Raw genomic sequence first — 16,780 nt, 5'->3', positions numbered from 1 at the left:
GCAGGTTACCCGCGACAGGACGGAAAGACCCCGTGGAGCTTTACTGTAGCCTGATATTGAATTTTGGTACAGTTTGTACAGGATAGGCGGGAGCCATTGAAACCGGAGCGCTAGCTTCGGTGGAGGCGCTGGTGGGATACCGCCCTGACTGTATTGAAATTCTAACCTACGGGTCTTATCGACCCGGGAGACAGTGTCAGGTGGGCAGTTTGACTGGGGCGGTCGCCTCCTAAAGTGTAACGGAGGCGCCCAAAGGTTCCCTCAGAATGGTTGGAAATCATTCGTAGAGTGCAAAGGCATAAGGGAGCTTGACTGCGAGACCTACAAGTCGAGCAGGGACGAAAGTCGGGCTTAGTGATCCGGTGGTTCCGCATGGAAGGGCCATCGCTCAACGGATAAAAGCTACCCCGGGGATAACAGGCTTATCTCCCCCAAGAGTCCACATCGACGGGGAGGTTTGGCACCTCGATGTCGGCTCATCGCATCCTGGGGCTGTAGTCGGTCCCAAGGGTTGGGCTGTTCGCCCATTAAAGCGGTACGCGAGCTGGGTTCAGAACGTCGTGAGACAGTTCGGTCCCTATCCGTCGTGGGCGTAGGAAATTTGAGAGGAGCTGTCCTTAGTACGAGAGGACCGGGATGGACGCACCGCTGGTGTACCAGTTGTTCTGCCAAGGGCATAGCTGGGTAGCTATGTGCGGAAGGGATAAGTGCTGAAAGCATCTAAGCATGAAGCCCCCCTCAAGATGAGATTTCCCATAGCGTAAGCTAGTAAGATCCCTGAAAGATGATCAGGTTGATAGGTTCGAGGTGGAAGCATGGTGACATGTGGAGCTGACGAATACTAATAGATCGAGGACTTAACCATATAATATGTAGCAAATGTTATCTAGTTTTGAAGGAATATGCCTTCATAGTTTGGTGATGATGGCAGAGAGGTCACACCCGTTCCCATACCGAACACGGAAGTTAAGCTCTCTAGCGCCGATGGTAGTTGGGACCTTGTCCCTGTGAGAGTAGGACGTCGCCAAGCAAGCTTAAGACGAGTCAGAATGACTCGTCTTTTTTGTGTTTATTTTTATTTACCAAATGTCATAATCCATAAATTTAATAACGCCAAAAATGAAAAAAGAATGAAATAGAGACTGTTTAAAATAATGGCAATGATTTTTGGTGTTCCTGATTTTCCGACTGCCCTAAAATAATACTTAAGAACAGGAAACATTATTTCTATTATAAGTATATATTTTAAAAAATGAGAGTAGAAAAAATGGGATGATATAAATAAGTATTCAATCATTATAGCAATTACTGCGATAGAGAAAAATAAATAAGATAATAGCATAGTTATTTTTTTTCACGGTTATTCTCCCCCTAAAAATTAAATCGCTATAATATAAGTTCTATTGATGTATAGAGAATAAGAGTTTATATACTTTTATTAAAATGTACTGAAGTACCATATAAACAATTGTACGTAAAATAGATCTCTAGAAATATATATTCTAATTCCCTTTCCTTCTTGCATATAGTTGCAATTCTTCTTTTGAATATAACTAAAACACGAACGTTATTGGTAACTAGTAAAAAAACATTCGATTATTTATTGACATTGTTTATAAAATATTGTTAATATAGCCATAGAAACAATAATATATAAGACCTCATATAATCGCGGGGATATGGCCTGCAAGTCTCTACCTAACGACCGTTATTCGTTAGACTATGAGGGAAAGTCACTCGGTATTTTTCTATTCACAAGGGATACGTATGCCTGAGTAGAGCGCTTTCTCTCATAGTAAAAGAGAAACTGTTCTATTTCAGGCTTTTTTTATTTGAATCGGGGGGATTCTAATATGAAATCACTAGTTGGAGTCATAATGGGAAGTACGTCAGACTGGGAAACAATGAAATTTGCTTGTGACATTTTAGATGAATTAAATATACCGTATGAGAAAAAAGTTGTATCCGCTCATCGGACTCCGGATTATATGTTTGAATATGCAGAGACGGCTCGTGAACGTGGATTGAAAGTTATTATTGCTGGAGCTGGTGGAGCAGCGCATTTACCAGGAATGGTTGCAGCGAAGACAAATCTTCCTGTAATTGGCGTTCCAGTTCAATCAAAAGCGTTAAACGGATTAGATTCATTATTATCCATCGTCCAAATGCCAGGAGGGGTTCCAGTTGCAACTGTTGCAATTGGTAAAGCTGGTTCAACAAATGCTGGATTACTTGCTGCACAAATACTTGGATCATTCCATGATGATATACATGATGCATTGGAATTGAGACGAGAAGCGATTGAAAAAGATGTGCGTGAAGGTAGTGAGCTAGTATGACGAGAATCATTTTACCTGGAAAAACAATCGGCATTATTGGAGGCGGCCAGCTTGGAAGAATGATGGCATTGGCAGCTAAGGAGATGGGATATAAAATTGCTGTTTTAGATCCTACAAAGCATTCACCATGTGCACAAGTTGCTGATGTTGAAATTGTTGCACCATATGACGATTTAAAAGCAATTCAGCATTTAGCAGAGATAAGTGATGTTGTCACATATGAATTTGAGAATATTGATTATAGATGTTTACAATGGCTTGAAAAACATGCTTACTTACCACAAGGTAGTCAGTTGTTAAATAAAACGCAAAATCGTTTTACAGAAAAGAATGCAATTGAAAAAGCCGGGTTACCGGTAGCGACGTATAGATTAGTTCAAAATCAAGAGCAGCTTACTAAAGCGATTGCTGAGTTATCATATCCTTCCGTCTTAAAAACAACGACAGGTGGATATGATGGGAAAGGGCAAGTTGTTTTAAGAAGTGAAGCTGATGTTGAGAAGGCACGAAATCTTGCGAATGAAGCAGAATGCATTCTAGAAAAATGGGTGCCTTTTGAAAAAGAAGTATCAGCTATTGTCATTCGTAGTGTAAGTGGTGAAACGAAAGTGTTTCCAGTAGCGGAAAATATTCATGTGAATAACATTTTACATGAATCTATCGTTCCAGCTCGCATTACAGAAGAACTTTCTCAAAAAGCAATTGCTTACGCAAAGGTACTTGCGGATGAATTAGAACTTGTGGGAACACTAGCGGTAGAGATGTTTGCTACAGCTAATGGTGAGATTTACATTAATGAATTAGCACCAAGACCTCACAATTCAGGACACTATACACAGGATGCATGTGAAACGAGTCAATTTGGTCAACATATTCGAGCAATCTGTAATTTACCTCTTGGAGAAACAAATTTGTTAAAACCAGTTGTCATGGTAAACATTTTAGGCGAACATATAGAAGGGGTCCTAGGACAAGTGAATAGATTAACCGGGTGCTATTTACACTTGTATGGAAAAGAAGAAGCAAAAGCGCAGCGAAAAATGGGGCATGTTAATATTTTAAATGATAATATTGAAGTCGCTCTAGAAAAAGCGAAGAGTTTGCATATTTGGGACCATCAAGAACAACTGTTGGAGGGAAAAAGATGATTAATCGTTATACACGCCCTGAAATGGGTGCTATTTGGACGGAAGAGAATAAATTTAAAGCATGGTTAGAAGTTGAGATTTTAGCTTGTGAAGCATGGGCTGAGCTTGGCGATATTCCAAAAGAAGATGTTAAAAAAATTCGTGAGCATGCATCATTTGATATTGATCGTATTTATGAAATTGAAAAAGAAACACGTCATGACGTAGTTGCTTTCACTCGTGCTGTATCAGAAACACCAACATTAGGTGAAGAACGCAAATGGGTTCATTACGGTTTAACATCTACAGACGTAGTAGATACAGCTTTATCTTACATCTTAAAACAAGCAAATGAAATCTTGTTAAAAGACTTAGAAAACTTCGTTAGCATTTTAGCTAACAAAGCGAAAGAGCATAAATACACGATTATGATGGGAAGAACGCACGGTGTTCATGCAGAGCCAACGACATTTGGTTTAAAACTTGGTCTTTGGTATGAAGAAATGAAACGTAACGTAGAGCGTTTCAAACAAGCTGCGGATACAGTTCGCGTTGGTAAATTATCTGGTGCAGTTGGTACATACGCGAACATTGATCCATTCGTAGAAAAATTTGTTTGTGAAAACTTAGGATTAGAAGCGGCACCAATTTCAACACAAACATTGCAACGTGATCGTCATGCACATTACATGTCAACACTTGCGCTAATCGCAACATCTATTGAAAAGATGGCAGTTGAGATTCGTGGTTTACAAAAGAGTGAAACACGTGAAGTTGAAGAGGCTTTCGCAAAAGGTCAAAAAGGTTCTTCTGCAATGCCACATAAACGTAATCCAATTGGATCTGAAAATATGACTGGTTTAGCTCGTGTTATCCGCGGTTATATGATGACGGCTTACGAGAATGTTCCATTATGGCATGAGCGCGACATTTCTCACTCTTCAGCAGAACGCGTAATTCTACCAGATGCTACAATCGCATTAAATTACATGTTAAATCGCTTTGGTAATATCGTTAAAAACTTAACTGTATACCCGGAGAATATGAAACGCAATATGACAAGAACATACGGCTTAATTTACTCTCAGCGCGTAATGCTTACACTAATCGACAAAGGTATGGTACGTGAAGAAGCTTATGATATCGTACAGCCTAAAGCGATGGAAGCTTGGGAAACACAAGTACAATTTAAAGAGCTTGTAGAAGCTGATGAGCGTATTACGAGCAAATTAACGCAAGAGGAAATTAACGAATGCTTCAACTATGAGCATCATATGCAACATGTTGATACAATCTTTGAACGCCTAGGATTAAACGAAGCGTAAAATTTTATATGGCACAGAATAGAGTCATTCTGTGCCATTCTTTATAAAAATATTATTCACATTTTTCAAACTACAGGGGGCTTGCGAAATGCAAAAGCTAGAATTGCTGTATGAAGGTAAGGCAAAAAGAATTTATCGTACAGAATCAGCAGATATGGTTTGGGTAGAGTACAAAGATAGTGCGACTGCTTTCAATGGGGAGAAAAAAGAGACGATTACAGGAAAAGGTCGTTTGAACAATGAGATTACAACTTTATTGTTCAGAAAGTTACAAGAAGTAGGAATAAAAACACATTTTGTTGAGAAGTTATCTGAAACAGAGCAACTTGTAAAAAAAGTGAGTATTATTCCTTTAGAAGTTGTCACAAGAAATGTAATTGCAGGAAGCCTTTCAAAGCGATTAGGAATGGAAGAGGGAACTGTACTTGCAGAACCAATCGTAGAATTTTACTTCAAAGATGATGATTTAGGAGATCCGCTTGTAACGGAAGATCATATTCGTGTATTAAATGTTGCGTCACCAGAGCAAGTAAGCGTATTACGAGATATGGCTCTACAAATCAATCAAGTATTGATTGAGCATTTCGCAAGCTGTCGTGTAAGATTAGTAGATTTTAAATTAGAGTTTGGTGTAACGGAAGAAGGAGAAATCATATTAGCGGATGAGATCTCACCAGATACTTGCCGTTTATGGGATGAAACGAGCAATGAAAAGTTTGATAAAGACGTATTCCGTCGCGATCTTGGAAATTTAACAGAAGCTTATGAAGAGATTTTAAAACGTTTAGGAGGAATTTCACATGTATAAAGTTAAGGTATATGTAACGTTAAGAGAAAGCGTATTAGATCCACAAGGAACAGCAGTAAAAGGGGCACTTCATAGTCTTTCATTTACAGAAGTACAGGATGTTCGAATCGGAAAGTACATGGAACTAACAATTGATAAATCTGTATCTGACCTTGACGCAAAGGTAAAGGAAATGTGTGAAAAATTATTAGCAAACGTTGTAATGGAAGACTTCCGTTATGAAGTTGAGGAGGTTGTCGCACAGTGAAATTTGCCGTAATAGTATTTCCGGGTTCGAACTGTGATGTCGATATGTTCCATGCAATTAAAGATGAGCTTGGTGAAGAAGTAGATTACGTTTGGCACGATAAAGAGAATTTAGATGAATATGATGCAATTTTACTACCTGGTGGATTCTCTTACGGTGACTATTTACGTTGTGGTGCTATTTCTCGCTTTGCTAACGCAATGAAAGCAGTGCAAAAAGCTGCTGAGCAAGGAAAACCAATTTTAGGAGTGTGTAATGGATTCCAGATTCTTGTTGAATCAGGATTACTACCAGGAGCACTAATAAGAAACGAAAACTTAAAATTTATGTGTCGCACGGTTCAGTTACGTGTTGAAAATAACGAAACGATGTTTACATCACAATATGAAAAAGATGAAGTAATCAATATTCCAATTGCACATGGTGAAGGGAATTACTATTGTGATGAAGTAACTCTTAAACAATTAGAAAAGAATAATCAAATCGCATTCCGTTATGTAGAAAATCCGAATGGTAGCGTTTCAGATATTGCTGGTATTGTAAATGAAAAGGGAAATGTACTTGGTATGATGCCACACCCAGAGCGTGCTGTAGATGAATTGCTTGGTGGTGCTGAAGGGTTAAAAGTCTTTCAATCTATCTTAAAACAGTGGAGGGAAACATATGTCGTTAATGCTTGAACCAAATCCAACACAAATTAAAGAAGAGCGTATATATGCGGAAATGGGGCTAACAGACGAAGAGTTTGCCATGGTTGAAAAGATTCTAGGCCGTTTGCCGAATTATACAGAAACAGGTTTATTCTCTGTAATGTGGTCTGAACATTGTAGTTATAAAAATTCAAAACCAGTTCTTCGCAAGTTCCCAACAACAGGTGAGCGTGTCCTGCAAGGCCCTGGAGAAGGCGCTGGAATTGTAGATATCGGTGATAATCAAGCGGTTGTATTTAAAATGGAAAGCCATAACCATCCTTCTGCTATTGAACCATATCAAGGAGCAGCAACAGGCGTTGGTGGTATTATCCGTGACGTATTCTCTATGGGAGCACGTCCAGTAGCTCTATTAAACTCACTTCGCTTCGGTGAACTACAATCACCACGTGTGAAATATTTATTCGAAGAAGTAGTAGCAGGAATCGCAGGATACGGTAACTGCATCGGTATTCCTACTGTTGGTGGCGAAGTACAATTCGATCCATGTTACGAAGGAAATCCACTTGTAAATGCAATGTGCGTAGGTTTAATTAACCACGAGGATATTAAAAAAGGGCAAGCACACGGTGCTGGCAATACAGTAATGTACGTAGGAGCATCAACTGGTCGTGACGGTATTCACGGTGCAACATTCGCATCTGAAGAACTATCTGAAAGCTCAGAAGCGAAACGTCCGGCAGTTCAAGTAGGAGATCCATTTATGGAGAAACTTCTTATCGAAGCATGTTTAGAACTTATTCAGTCTGATGCACTTGTTGGAATTCAAGATATGGGAGCTGCTGGTTTAACTTCATCTTCTGCAGAAATGGCAAGTAAAGCAGGTATGGGTATTGAAATGTACTTAGATGATGTACCACAGCGTGAAACGGGAATGACACCATATGAAATGATGCTATCTGAATCACAAGAGCGTATGTTAATTGTTATCAAAAAAGGTAGAGAGCAAGAAATAGTAGATTTATTTGAGAAGTATGGTCTTGCAGCAGTTACGATGGGGAAAGTAACGGAAGACAAAATGCTTCGCTTATTCCATAAAGGTGAAATGGTAGCTGAAGTACCAGCAGATGCTCTTGCAGAAGAAGCGCCAATTTATCATAAACCATCAAAAGAAGCAGCATACTTTGCTGAGTTCCAGCAGATGAAAGTGGAAACACCGCAAGTAGAAGATTATAAAGAAACGTTATTCGCTTTACTACAACAACCGACAATTGCAAGTAAAGAGTGGGTATATGATCAATATGATTATCAAGTACGCACAAGCACAGTTGTTACACCAGGTTCAGATGCAGCGGTTGTACGTGTACGCGGTACAGAAAAAGGATTAGCAATGACGACAGATTGTAACTCTCGCTATATTTACTTAGATCCAGAAACGGGCGGTAAAATTGCAGTAGCAGAGGCAGCGCGTAATATCGTATGTTCTGGTGGAGAGCCACTTGCAATTACAGATTGCTTAAACTTTGGTAACCCAGAAAAACCGGAAATCTTCTGGCAAATTGAGAAATCGGTAGATGGTATGAGTGAAGCTTGTCGCACATTACAAACGCCAGTTATTGGCGGAAACGTATCGATGTATAACGAGCGTAGTGGTGAAGCGGTATATCCAACACCGACTGTTGGGATGGTTGGTCTTGTCCATGATTTAAAACATGTAACAACACAAGAATTTAAGCAAGCTGGCGATTTAGTGTACGTAATTGGAGAGACGAAAGCTGAATTTGGTGGAAGTGAATTACAGAAAATGGTCCACGGCAAAATTTTCGGCCAATCACCAAGTATCGATCTAGATGTAGAATTAAAACGCCAAAAACAAGTATTAGAAGCAATTCAAGCTGGCCTTGTTCAATCGGCACATGATGTTGCTGAAGGTGGTTTAGCAGTTGCAATTTCTGAAAGTGCAATTGGTGCTAACGGTTTAGGTGCTACTGTGAAATTAGACGGTGAAGCAACGGCGGTATTATTTGCGGAATCACAATCTCGCTTCGTTCTAACTGTAAAACGTGAAAACAAAGAAGCGTTCGAGAAAGTCGTCGAAGCAATTCAAGTTGGAGCAGTGACAGATACAAATGAAGTAACAATTCATAATGAAGAAAATGAAGTATTACTTACAGCAAATGTAGATGAAATGAGACAGGCTTGGAAAGGGGCAATCCCATGCTTGCTGAAATAAAGGGGTTAAATGAAGAATGTGGCGTCTTTGGAATTTGGGGGCATGAAAATGCGGCACAAGTTTCGTACTACGGATTGCACAGTTTGCAGCACCGTGGGCAAGAGGGCGCAGGCATTGTTGTAAATAATGGGGAAAAAATCGTCGGTCACAAGGGATTAGGTTTAATATCGGAAGTGTTCTCAAGAGGTGAGCTAGAAGGGTTGAACGGAAAATCAGCAATCGGACACGTACGATACGCGACGGCTGGTGGAAGTGAAGTAGCTAACGTTCAACCATTATTATTCCGTTTTTCTGATCATAGTATGGCATTAGCTCATAACGGAAATTTAATTAATGCAAAAATGCTTCGCCGCGAATTAGAGGCAGAGGGAAGTATTTTTCAAACGAGTTCAGATACAGAAGTACTTTTACATCTTATTAAGCGTAGTACGAAAGATTCTTTAATTGAAAGTGTAAAAGAGGCACTAAATAAAGTGAAAGGTGCGTTTGCATACCTTTTACTAACTGGGAATGAAATGATTGTTGCGCTAGATCCGAATGGGTTCCGTCCTCTTTCAATTGGAAAGATGGGTGATGCTTACGTTGTAGCATCAGAAACATGTGCTTTCGATGTAGTAGGTGCAACATACATTCGTGATGTAGAACCGGGTGAATTACTTATCATCAATGATGAAGGAATTCACGTAGATCGTTTTACAAATGAAGTAGATCATGCAATTTGTAGTATGGAGTACATTTACTTTGCGCGTCCGGATTCTAATATCGCTGGTATTAATGTCCACGCAGCACGTAAAAACATGGGGAAACGTTTAGCGGCAGAAGCTCCTATTGAAGCTGATGTTGTTACTGGTGTACCAGATTCTAGTATTTCAGCTGCGATCGGTTATGCTGAGGCGACAGGTATTCCATATGAGTTAGGATTAATTAAAAATCGTTACGTTGGACGTACGTTTATTCAACCTTCTCAAGAACTGCGAGAGCAAGGGGTAAAGATGAAGCTTTCCGCAGTAAGAGGTGTAGTTGAGGGGAAACGAGTTGTTATGATTGACGACTCTATCGTAAGAGGAACGACAAGCAAACGAATTGTTCGTATGCTTCGTGAAGCTGGAGCGACAGAGGTTCATGTAAGAATTGCTTCACCGCCTCTAAAATATCCATGTTTCTATGGTATTGATATTCAAACGAGAAAAGAATTAATTGCAGCAAATAATACAGTAGAAGAAATCCGTGAAATGATCGGAGCGGATTCTTTAACATTTTTAAGTGAAGATGGATTAGTAGATGCAATTGGACGTCCATATGAAGGGAAATATGGCGGCCTATGTATGGCTTACTTCAATGGAGACTATCCAACAGCTCTTTATGATTATGAGCAAGAGCTTTTAGAAAGTATGAAATAAGAAAGTGAAAAAAGCTTCTACTTCTTTTGATGTAGAAGCTAGCTTCTTTCTTAAAAACGGCCGCCCTGGATGGGGAGAAATTAAAAGACGAGGTGTAAATAACGATGGCGAATGCATATAAGCAAGCAGGAGTAGATATTGAAGCTGGATATGAAGCGGTATCTCGCATGAAAAAACACGTACAAACAACAATGAGAAAAGAAGTACTAGGCGGTTTAGGCGGTTTTGGAGGTATGTTTGATCTATCAAAATTTGCATTAGAAGAACCTGTATTAGTATCTGGAACAGATGGCGTGGGAACAAAATTGATGCTCGCTTTTATGGCAGATAAACATGACACAATTGGTATTGATGCAGTAGCGATGTGTGTAAATGATATTGTTGTCCAAGGGGCAGAGCCGCTTTTCTTCCTTGATTATATTGCTTGTGGTAAAGCTGAACCTAGTAAAATTGAAAACATCGTCAAAGGTATATCGGAGGGCTGTCGCCAAGCTGGTTGTGCATTAATTGGTGGGGAAACAGCTGAAATGCCAGGAATGTATTCTACGGAAGAATACGATTTAGCTGGTTTTACAGTTGGGATTGTTGATAAAAAGAAAATTGTAACAGGTGAAAAGATTGAAGCTGGTCATGTATTAATTGGCTTAGCATCTAGCGGTATTCATAGTAATGGTTACTCTTTAGTACGAAAAGTGTTACTAGAAGATGGAGAACTATCTTTAGATCGCATTTATGGACGCTTAGAACTACCTCTTGGTGAGGAGTTATTAAAACCAACGAAAATTTATGTCAAACCTATTTTAGAACTATTGAAAAAACATGAAGTGTACGGTATGGCTCATATTACAGGTGGTGGATTCATTGAAAATATTCCACGTATGTTGCCAGAAGGAATTGGTGCTGAGATTGAACTTGGATCTTGGGAAATTCAGCCGATTTTCAATTTGCTTCAAGAAGTTGGGAAACTAGAAGAGAAAGAAATGTTCAATATTTTTAACATGGGTATTGGTATGGTAGTAGCGGTAAGGGAAGAAGATGCAAAAGATATTGTTCGTCTTCTTGAAGAGCAAGGAGAAACAGCTCGTATTATTGGTCGTACTGTACAAGGGGATGGCGTTACCTTCAATGGGGGCACAGCACTATGAGTAGATTAGCAGTTTTTGCTTCTGGAAGCGGATCTAACTTTCAATCTCTCGTTAATGCGGTAGAAGAAAAGAGATTGGATGCAGATATTAGTTTATTAGTATGTGATAAACCAGAAGCACGCGTTATTGGACGGGCACATTATCATCATATCCCATGTTTCGCTTTTTCAGCGAAAGCATATGAGTCAAAAGAAGCATTTGAAAAAGAAATATTAAAGAAGCTAGAAGAGTATGAAATTGATTATGTTATTTTAGCTGGATATATGCGTTTAATTGGGCCAACTTTACTAGAAGCATATGGCGGGAAGATTATTAACATTCATCCATCACTACTACCGAGTTTCCCAGGGAAAGATGCTGTCGGTCAAGCGTTAGAAGCAGGTGTGAAAGTAACTGGAGTAACAATTCATTATGTAGATGCAGGTATGGATACAGGTCCAATTATTGCGCAAGAAGCAGTAGTTGTTTCTGAAGGTGATACGAGAGAAAGCTTACAAAAGAAAATTCAACAAGTTGAACATAAATTATACGTAAATACAGTGAATCAAATTGTTCAGTCTGTGAAAGAACCAACTGTTAACTAACATACAACCAGGGGTGAAGGATAAATGAAAAAGCGTGCATTAGTAAGTGTTTCAGATAAAACAGGAGTAGTAGGATTTGTTAAAGGTTTACTAGAACAAGGGATTGAAGTTATTTCAACAGGTGGTACGAAAAAATTACTAGAAGAAAATGGTTTACAAGTAATCGGTATTTCTGAAGTAACTGGTTTCCCAGAAATTATGGATGGCCGTGTAAAAACATTACATCCAAATATTCATGGTGGTCTATTAGCAGTTCGTGATAATGAAACACATGTAGCGCAAATGAATGAATTAGGCATTCAACCAATTGACTTTGTTGTTGTTAACTTATACCCATTTAAAGAAACAATCGCTAAGCCTGATGTAACATTTGCTGATGCAATTGAAAATATTGATATTGGTGGCCCAACAATGATTCGCTCTGCTGCGAAAAATCATAAATTTGTATCGGTAATCGTAGATCCAGTAGATTATGATGTTGTATTAGCAGAACTGAAAGAGAACGGCGAAGTAAAAGAAGAGACGAAACGTAAATTAGCAGCGAAAGTATTCCGTCATACAGCGGCATATGATGCGTTAATTTCTAACTACTTAACAGAACAAATGGGTGAAGAAAGTCCAGAAACGTTAACTGTGACGTTTGAGAAAAAGCAAGACTTACGTTATGGAGAGAACCCACATCAAAAGGCTACTTTCTATAAAGCACCATTTGCTGCAACTTCTTCTGTTGCATATGCAGAACAATTACATGGTAAGGAATTATCTTATAACAATATTAATGATGCAGACGCAGCGCTTAGCATCGTAAAAGAATTTACAGAACCAGCAGTAGTAGCGGTAAAACATATGAATCCATGTGGCGTTGGAGTAGGAACTGATATTCACGAGGCATATACTCGTGCTTATGAAGCGGATCCAGTATCAATCTTCGGCGGTATTATTGCAGCAAATCGTGAAATTGATAAAGCTACAGCAGAAAAGTTACACGAAATTTTCTTAGAAATTGTTATCGCTCCTTCGTTCTCGCAAGAAGCTTTAGAAGTGTTGCAAAGCAAGAAGAACTTACGCTTACTAACTGTAAATATTGAAAAAGCGACAAGTGCAAGCAAAAAACTAACTTCTGTACAAGGTGGTCTTCTTGTTCAAGAGGAAGATACGTTATCATTAGATGAGAACACAATTTCAATTCCAACGAAACGTGAACCATCAGAGCAAGAGTGGAAAGATTTAAAACTAGCTTGGAAAGTTGTAAAACATGTGAAATCAAATGCAATTGTTTTAGCGAATGATAACATGACGGTTGGTGTAGGCGCGGGACAGATGAACCGTGTAGGCTCTGCAAAAATTGCAATTACACAAGCTGGCGAAAAAGCACAAGGTAGCGCACTTGCATCTGATGCTTTCTTCCCAATGCCAGATACAGTAGAAGAAGCAGCAAAAGCTGGTATTACAGCAATTATCCAACCAGGTGGATCAATTCGTGATGAGGATTCTATTAAAGTGGCAGATAAGTATGGGATTACGATGGTGTTCACTGGCGTACGTCATTTCAAACACTAATAGAGGATGTCTAAAAGGTCCGGTCGAGATAATCTTCGCATGTCGTCGTTGCAATGCCAGTGCGGTACTCATGTAGGAAAACTATACTCCGTATCCTCTTGGAAAATGCGCCTCGACCTGCTCGGTTCTCTCGATCCTCCCTTTTAAACTTCTATTGATATGAAAAAGCAAACTAGGAGCATAGCTTCTAGTTTGTACCTATTTAATTATTGGGGGATGAAATATGAATGTTTTAGTAATTGGCCGCGGTGGGCGTGAGCATGCTTTAGCTTGGAAGTTTGCACAATCTGAAAAGGTGGAGAAGGTGTATGTAGCACCAGGTAATGAAGGTATGCGAGATGTTGCAATACCAGTTGATATTGATGAAAATGATTTTGATGCATTAGTTTTATTTGCCAAAGAGAATAATGTTGAATTAACTTTCGTTGGGCCAGAAATTCCGCTTATGAATGGAATTGTTGATCGTTTTAAAGAAGAAGGACTTCGCGTATTTGGTCCGAATAAAGCGGCTGCTGTTATTGAAGGCAGTAAAGCTTTTACGAAAGAGTTGATGAAAAAGTATAATATACCAACTGCTGCATACGAAACTTTTACAGACTATGATGAAGCAGTAAAGTACATTCAAAAAGTTGGTGCGCCAATTGTTGTTAAAGCTGATGGATTAGCTGCTGGTAAAGGTGTAACGGTAGCAATGACGCTTGAAGAGGCATTACAAGCTGTGAAAGAAATGCTACAAGATGTGAAATTCGGCGTGGCAAGTAAGAAGGTCGTTATTGAAGAGTTTTTAGATGGACAAGAATTTTCATTGATGGCATTTGTAAATGGAACAAATGTACATCCGATGGTAATTGCTCAAGACCATAAACGAGCTTTTGATGGCGATAAGGGTCCTAATACAGGTGGAATGGGCGCATATTCTCCAGTACCACAAATTCCAGAATCAGCAGTTCAAGAGGCGATTGAAACAGTATTACACCCAACTGCTAAAGCGATGATCCAAGAAAATCGTTCGTTTACAGGTATTTTATATGCAGGGCTTATTTTAACAAATGATGGTCCAAAGGTAATTGAATTTAATGCTCGCTTTGGTGATCCTGAAACGGAAGTTGTATTACCTCGCTTAGAGAATGATTTAGTTGATGTATGCAACGCTGTGTTAGATGAAAGTGAACTAACTTTACAATGGTCAGAAGATGCTGTTATCGGTGTTGTACTTGCTTCTAAAGGATATCCAGAAGCGTATAAAAAAGGTGAAGTTATTAACGGATTAGATACATTGCAAGATGTGATTGTTTTCCATGCGGGGACAGTAATGAAACACGGTGATTTTGTAACAAATGGTGGCCGTGTATTATTTGTTGCTTGCAAGGCGAATAGTTTACAAGAAGCAAAAGATAAAGTATATAAAGAAATCGGTAAAATTGAGAGTGATGGTCTATTTTATCGAAGTGATATAGGATATCGTGCAATTGGGCATGAGATGACGAGAAGTTAATGTATAAAAAATCCCGCTGAGAAATCAGCGGGATTTTTATGCATCTTTATCTTTTTTCAATTTTCCTTTTTGCTTTGCCATTTCTCGAAGTAAATACTCGATGTGTGCATTGACGCTACGAAACTCATCATTCGCCCATTTTTCGATGACTGCGTGTAATTCAGGATCAATACGTAATGGAAAGCTTTTCTTTTTAGCCATTATTATTTACAACCTATTAATATAGGCTTCCTGTATTAATAACTGGTTGCGCACCTTTATCTGAAACGATGGCAACCAATAAGTTATTTACCATATTTGCTTTACGCTCGTCATCGAGTTCCAGTACGCCTTCTTCATCTAACATATGGATTGAATCTTTGGCCATCTTCACAGCACCTTCAACAATCTCTTTTCTAGCAGCCAACACTGCTTTTGCTTGTTGACGTTGTAGCATTGCATGGGCAATTTCTGTTGCGTAAGCTAAATGCGTTAAACGAGTTTCTAATACTTCTACACCAGCGATTTCAAGACGCGCTTCTAATTCGCGTTTTAGCTCTTCTGAAATTTCCTCAGTATTTCCACGTAACGTAATACAAGTTTCATCTTGGAAATTATCGTAAGGATATTTTGTTGCAACGTGGCGGATTGCTGTTTCACTTTGGATTTCTACGAATCGATCGTAATGCTCAACACCAAACATTGCTTTTGCAGAATCAACCACTTTATATACGATAACAGCTGCAATTTCAATTGGATTTCCTTCAATATCATTTACTTTTAATTTCTTACTATTAAAGTTTTCAACACGTAAAGATACAGTTTGACGGAATGCAAATGGAATTGTTAAAAATAAACCGTTTTGACGAATTGTTCCTAAATAATTACCGAAGAACGTAATAACTTTCGCTTGATTCGGTTGAACGATACCGATGCCTGTAGCCAAAACAGATGCTAATATGAGAGCTAAAATAGCTATTACAAACATTTCTTGTACAAGGCAAAATACACCGATAGCGGCTAAAACTAAAATTCCAATAACACCCAGAAACCCATTTACATAAAATACTTGTTTTTCTTTCATATGATCGCCTCCTGATATAAAAATGATATCATTTTTATATCATTTTAAGCAAGGGGTTCACACCTAATTTTCTGAATTTTTTTATTTGGTATCTTTTATGTACGTGTTAGGGATGAAAAAAGAATGTATGTTCTGTTTTGTGGTAAAATAAAGAGGACTTAACCGCCCACTGCAGCAGCTAAGTCCCTTTGAGAGCATCTTGCATCGTGACAAATGATTCAAAGCGGTTTGGCCAGGATTATTTCTTCAATCGCTGACTCAATCTCTTTGTCAGAAGAGTCGTAACTTCCATTTGACTTTGGTTTGTCATGGGTAGAAGTTTGATTCACTTCTTCTTTAGCATGTCCTTTTTCAGTAAAATTCATGCTAGGCATTTTAAATGCGCCCATACTCATGTATTTTCCAAATTTACATACTTCAGCAATAGGGCAGAAACGAACAATCCCCTCTGCAATTTTCATGGCACCAATCCATAGTAAAACTTTAGACCAAGTGCACCACGGTTTGCGTACGAGTTTCGCTGTACTACAACCGAAGAGGATAAGTCCGAGTGTAATTCGAATTAGAGCGTTTATTGTACCGATGTTTTGCTTCATTTGAAAAACACTCCTTTTTGATGAACTTCGAAATAGCAAATACTATTTCTTTTATTAGTATTCCATGTGATTTTTGTGATATGTAATCCAACATTTGACGTTAAAAAAGATGTTGGAATGGGCGTGTGTGTAAGTAGCTTTTTTTGTTATAATGAAAGAATGCACAAAAAGAAGTTTAAAACTAGATCCTCTTTTTGAACAAATAGGG

At 38.8% G+C, this 16,780-nt stretch carries 16 protein-coding genes, 2 rRNA genes and 1 riboswitch (1 of these 19 cut by a window edge); of the genes, 14 read left to right on the top strand and 4 right to left on the bottom strand.

The features are described 5' to 3' along the window. Together A6J74_RS15280 and rrf are read left to right on the top strand one after the other, a co-directional pair. Window positions 1–865, top strand: a 23S ribosomal RNA gene (locus tag A6J74_RS15280); it begins 2,057 nt to the left of the window's first position. A 49-nt stretch (window positions 866–914) separates the two neighbouring features. Further along, a 5S ribosomal RNA gene (gene rrf / locus A6J74_RS15275) occupies window positions 915–1,030 on the top strand. Window positions 1,031–1,075: 45 nt separating this feature from the next. On the opposite strand, the gene A6J74_RS30455 is transcribed toward rrf, so the two are convergent. After that, window positions 1,076–1,342 carry a hypothetical protein gene (locus tag A6J74_RS30455; RefSeq protein WP_000927496.1) on the bottom strand — a complete coding sequence of 89 codons (267 nt, stop codon included), beginning with the start codon at window positions 1,340–1,342 and terminating at the stop codon, window positions 1,076–1,078. A gap of 299 nt (window positions 1,343–1,641) precedes the next feature. After that, window positions 1,642–1,743: riboswitch (purine riboswitch) on the top strand. 110 nt (window positions 1,744–1,853) lie between these two features. Here A6J74_RS30455 and purE point away from each other — a divergent pair. The 12 genes from purE (at window position 1,854) to purD (ending at window position 14,913) form a co-directional block, all read left to right on the top strand. Continuing rightward, window positions 1,854–2,339: a 5-(carboxyamino)imidazole ribonucleotide mutase gene (gene purE, locus A6J74_RS15265; protein WP_000839361.1), complete on the top strand. Its 486-nt coding sequence runs from the start codon at window positions 1,854–1,856 to the stop codon at window positions 2,337–2,339. Next, window positions 2,336–3,487 carry a 5-(carboxyamino)imidazole ribonucleotide synthase gene (purK, locus tag A6J74_RS15260; RefSeq protein WP_000196786.1) on the top strand — a complete coding sequence of 384 codons (1,152 nt, stop codon included), beginning with the start codon at window positions 2,336–2,338 and terminating at the stop codon, window positions 3,485–3,487. The genes purE and purK overlap by 4 nt, the downstream gene beginning before the upstream one ends. Continuing rightward, window positions 3,484–4,791 (top strand): adenylosuccinate lyase, encoded by a 1,308-nt coding sequence (gene purB, locus A6J74_RS15255; protein WP_000610752.1) that lies wholly within the window; start codon window positions 3,484–3,486, stop codon window positions 4,789–4,791. The genes purK and purB overlap by 4 nt, the downstream gene beginning before the upstream one ends. Before the next feature lie 88 nt (window positions 4,792–4,879). Then, on the top strand, window positions 4,880–5,599 hold the full coding sequence (purC, locus tag A6J74_RS15250) for a phosphoribosylaminoimidazolesuccinocarboxamide synthase (protein WP_001170546.1): 720 nt from the start codon (window positions 4,880–4,882) through the stop codon (window positions 5,597–5,599). After that, window positions 5,592–5,846, top strand: a complete 255-nt coding sequence (gene purS, locus A6J74_RS15245; protein ID WP_000278820.1) for a phosphoribosylformylglycinamidine synthase subunit PurS — start codon at window positions 5,592–5,594, stop codon at window positions 5,844–5,846. Before purC ends, purS begins: the two co-directional genes overlap by 8 nt. Next, a complete protein-coding gene (purQ, locus tag A6J74_RS15240) occupies window positions 5,843–6,526 on the top strand; it encodes a phosphoribosylformylglycinamidine synthase subunit PurQ (protein ID WP_000666769.1) in 684 nt (227 codons plus the stop codon). The genes purS and purQ overlap by 4 nt, the downstream gene beginning before the upstream one ends. Then, window positions 6,510–8,729: a phosphoribosylformylglycinamidine synthase II gene (gene purL, locus A6J74_RS15235; RefSeq protein ID WP_000055552.1), complete on the top strand. Its 2,220-nt coding sequence runs from the start codon at window positions 6,510–6,512 to the stop codon at window positions 8,727–8,729. The genes purQ and purL overlap by 17 nt, the downstream gene beginning before the upstream one ends. Further along, window positions 8,714–10,129: an amidophosphoribosyltransferase gene (gene purF / locus A6J74_RS15230; RefSeq protein ID WP_000879031.1), complete on the top strand. Its 1,416-nt coding sequence runs from the start codon at window positions 8,714–8,716 to the stop codon at window positions 10,127–10,129. Before purL ends, purF begins: the two co-directional genes overlap by 16 nt. A gap of 104 nt (window positions 10,130–10,233) precedes the next feature. Beyond that, entirely contained in the window at window positions 10,234–11,274 is a 1,041-nt protein-coding gene (gene purM / locus A6J74_RS15225) for a phosphoribosylformylglycinamidine cyclo-ligase (RefSeq protein ID WP_001262428.1), read from the top strand. Further along, entirely contained in the window at window positions 11,271–11,858 is a 588-nt protein-coding gene (gene purN / locus A6J74_RS15220) for a phosphoribosylglycinamide formyltransferase (RefSeq protein ID WP_000088570.1), read from the top strand. The genes purM and purN overlap by 4 nt, the downstream gene beginning before the upstream one ends. A 24-nt stretch (window positions 11,859–11,882) precedes the next feature. Next, on the top strand, window positions 11,883–13,418 hold the full coding sequence (gene purH, locus A6J74_RS15215; RefSeq protein WP_000745448.1) for a bifunctional phosphoribosylaminoimidazolecarboxamide formyltransferase/IMP cyclohydrolase: 1,536 nt from the start codon (window positions 11,883–11,885) through the stop codon (window positions 13,416–13,418). Between the two features lie 223 nt (window positions 13,419–13,641). Then, window positions 13,642–14,913, top strand: a complete 1,272-nt coding sequence (purD, locus tag A6J74_RS15210; protein WP_001101934.1) for a phosphoribosylamine--glycine ligase — start codon at window positions 13,642–13,644, stop codon at window positions 14,911–14,913. A gap of 36 nt (window positions 14,914–14,949) precedes the next feature. Here the strand turns inward: purD and A6J74_RS15205 are convergent, their stop codons facing one another. The 3 genes from A6J74_RS15205 to A6J74_RS15195 all read right to left on the bottom strand — a co-directional run bounded on the left by A6J74_RS15205 (window position 14,950) and on the right by A6J74_RS15195 (window position 16,572). Further along, on the bottom strand, window positions 14,950–15,114 hold the full coding sequence (locus tag A6J74_RS15205) for a type II toxin-antitoxin system antitoxin (protein WP_001085171.1): 165 nt from the start codon (window positions 15,112–15,114) through the stop codon (window positions 14,950–14,952). 16 nt (window positions 15,115–15,130) lie between these two features. After that, the gene (locus tag A6J74_RS15200; protein WP_000660691.1) at window positions 15,131–15,976 is read right to left on the bottom strand and encodes an SPFH domain-containing protein; all 846 of its coding nucleotides are present in this window, start codon (window positions 15,974–15,976) and stop codon (window positions 15,131–15,133) included. Between the two features lie 218 nt (window positions 15,977–16,194). After that, window positions 16,195–16,572: a YgaP family membrane protein gene (locus tag A6J74_RS15195; RefSeq protein ID WP_000812337.1), complete on the bottom strand. Its 378-nt coding sequence runs from the start codon at window positions 16,570–16,572 to the stop codon at window positions 16,195–16,197. Window positions 16,573–16,780: the final 208 nt, after the last annotated feature.

It is taken from the genome of Bacillus sp. FDAARGOS_235, assembly GCF_002073415.2.
GTDB classification, from domain to species: domain Bacteria; phylum Bacillota; class Bacilli; order Bacillales; family Bacillaceae_G; genus Bacillus_A; species Bacillus_A toyonensis.
Note: the sequence above shows the minus strand (reverse complement) of the source record. Positions and strands in the feature narration are given on the sequence as shown.

Excerpts from the sequence above, each read along its gene's own strand:
- purN (WP_000088570.1), top strand. The coding sequence starts at position 11,271 with ATGAGTAGATTAGCAGTTTTTGCTTCTGGAAGCGGATCTAACTTTCAA.
- purB (WP_000610752.1), top strand. The coding sequence starts at position 3,484 with ATGATTAATCGTTATACACGCCCTGAAATGGGTGCTATTTGGACGGAA.
- purS (WP_000278820.1), top strand. The coding sequence starts at position 5,592 with ATGTATAAAGTTAAGGTATATGTAACGTTAAGAGAAAGCGTATTAGAT.
- purM (WP_001262428.1), top strand. The coding sequence starts at position 10,234 with ATGGCGAATGCATATAAGCAAGCAGGAGTAGATATTGAAGCTGGATAT.
- A6J74_RS30455 (WP_000927496.1), bottom strand. The coding sequence starts at position 1,342 with ATGCTATTATCTTATTTATTTTTCTCTATCGCAGTAATTGCTATAATG.
- A6J74_RS15205 (WP_001085171.1), bottom strand. The coding sequence starts at position 15,114 with ATGGCTAAAAAGAAAAGCTTTCCATTACGTATTGATCCTGAATTACAC.
- A6J74_RS15195 (WP_000812337.1), bottom strand. The coding sequence starts at position 16,572 with ATGAAGCAAAACATCGGTACAATAAACGCTCTAATTCGAATTACACTC.
- purE (WP_000839361.1), top strand. The coding sequence starts at position 1,854 with ATGAAATCACTAGTTGGAGTCATAATGGGAAGTACGTCAGACTGGGAA.
- purK (WP_000196786.1), top strand. The coding sequence starts at position 2,336 with ATGACGAGAATCATTTTACCTGGAAAAACAATCGGCATTATTGGAGGC.
- purC (WP_001170546.1), top strand. The coding sequence starts at position 4,880 with ATGCAAAAGCTAGAATTGCTGTATGAAGGTAAGGCAAAAAGAATTTAT.
- purD (WP_001101934.1), top strand. The coding sequence starts at position 13,642 with ATGAATGTTTTAGTAATTGGCCGCGGTGGGCGTGAGCATGCTTTAGCT.
- purF (WP_000879031.1), top strand. The coding sequence starts at position 8,714 with ATGCTTGCTGAAATAAAGGGGTTAAATGAAGAATGTGGCGTCTTTGGA.
- purH (WP_000745448.1), top strand. The coding sequence starts at position 11,883 with ATGAAAAAGCGTGCATTAGTAAGTGTTTCAGATAAAACAGGAGTAGTA.
- purL (WP_000055552.1), top strand. The coding sequence starts at position 6,510 with ATGTCGTTAATGCTTGAACCAAATCCAACACAAATTAAAGAAGAGCGT.
- A6J74_RS15200 (WP_000660691.1), bottom strand. The coding sequence starts at position 15,976 with ATGAAAGAAAAACAAGTATTTTATGTAAATGGGTTTCTGGGTGTTATT.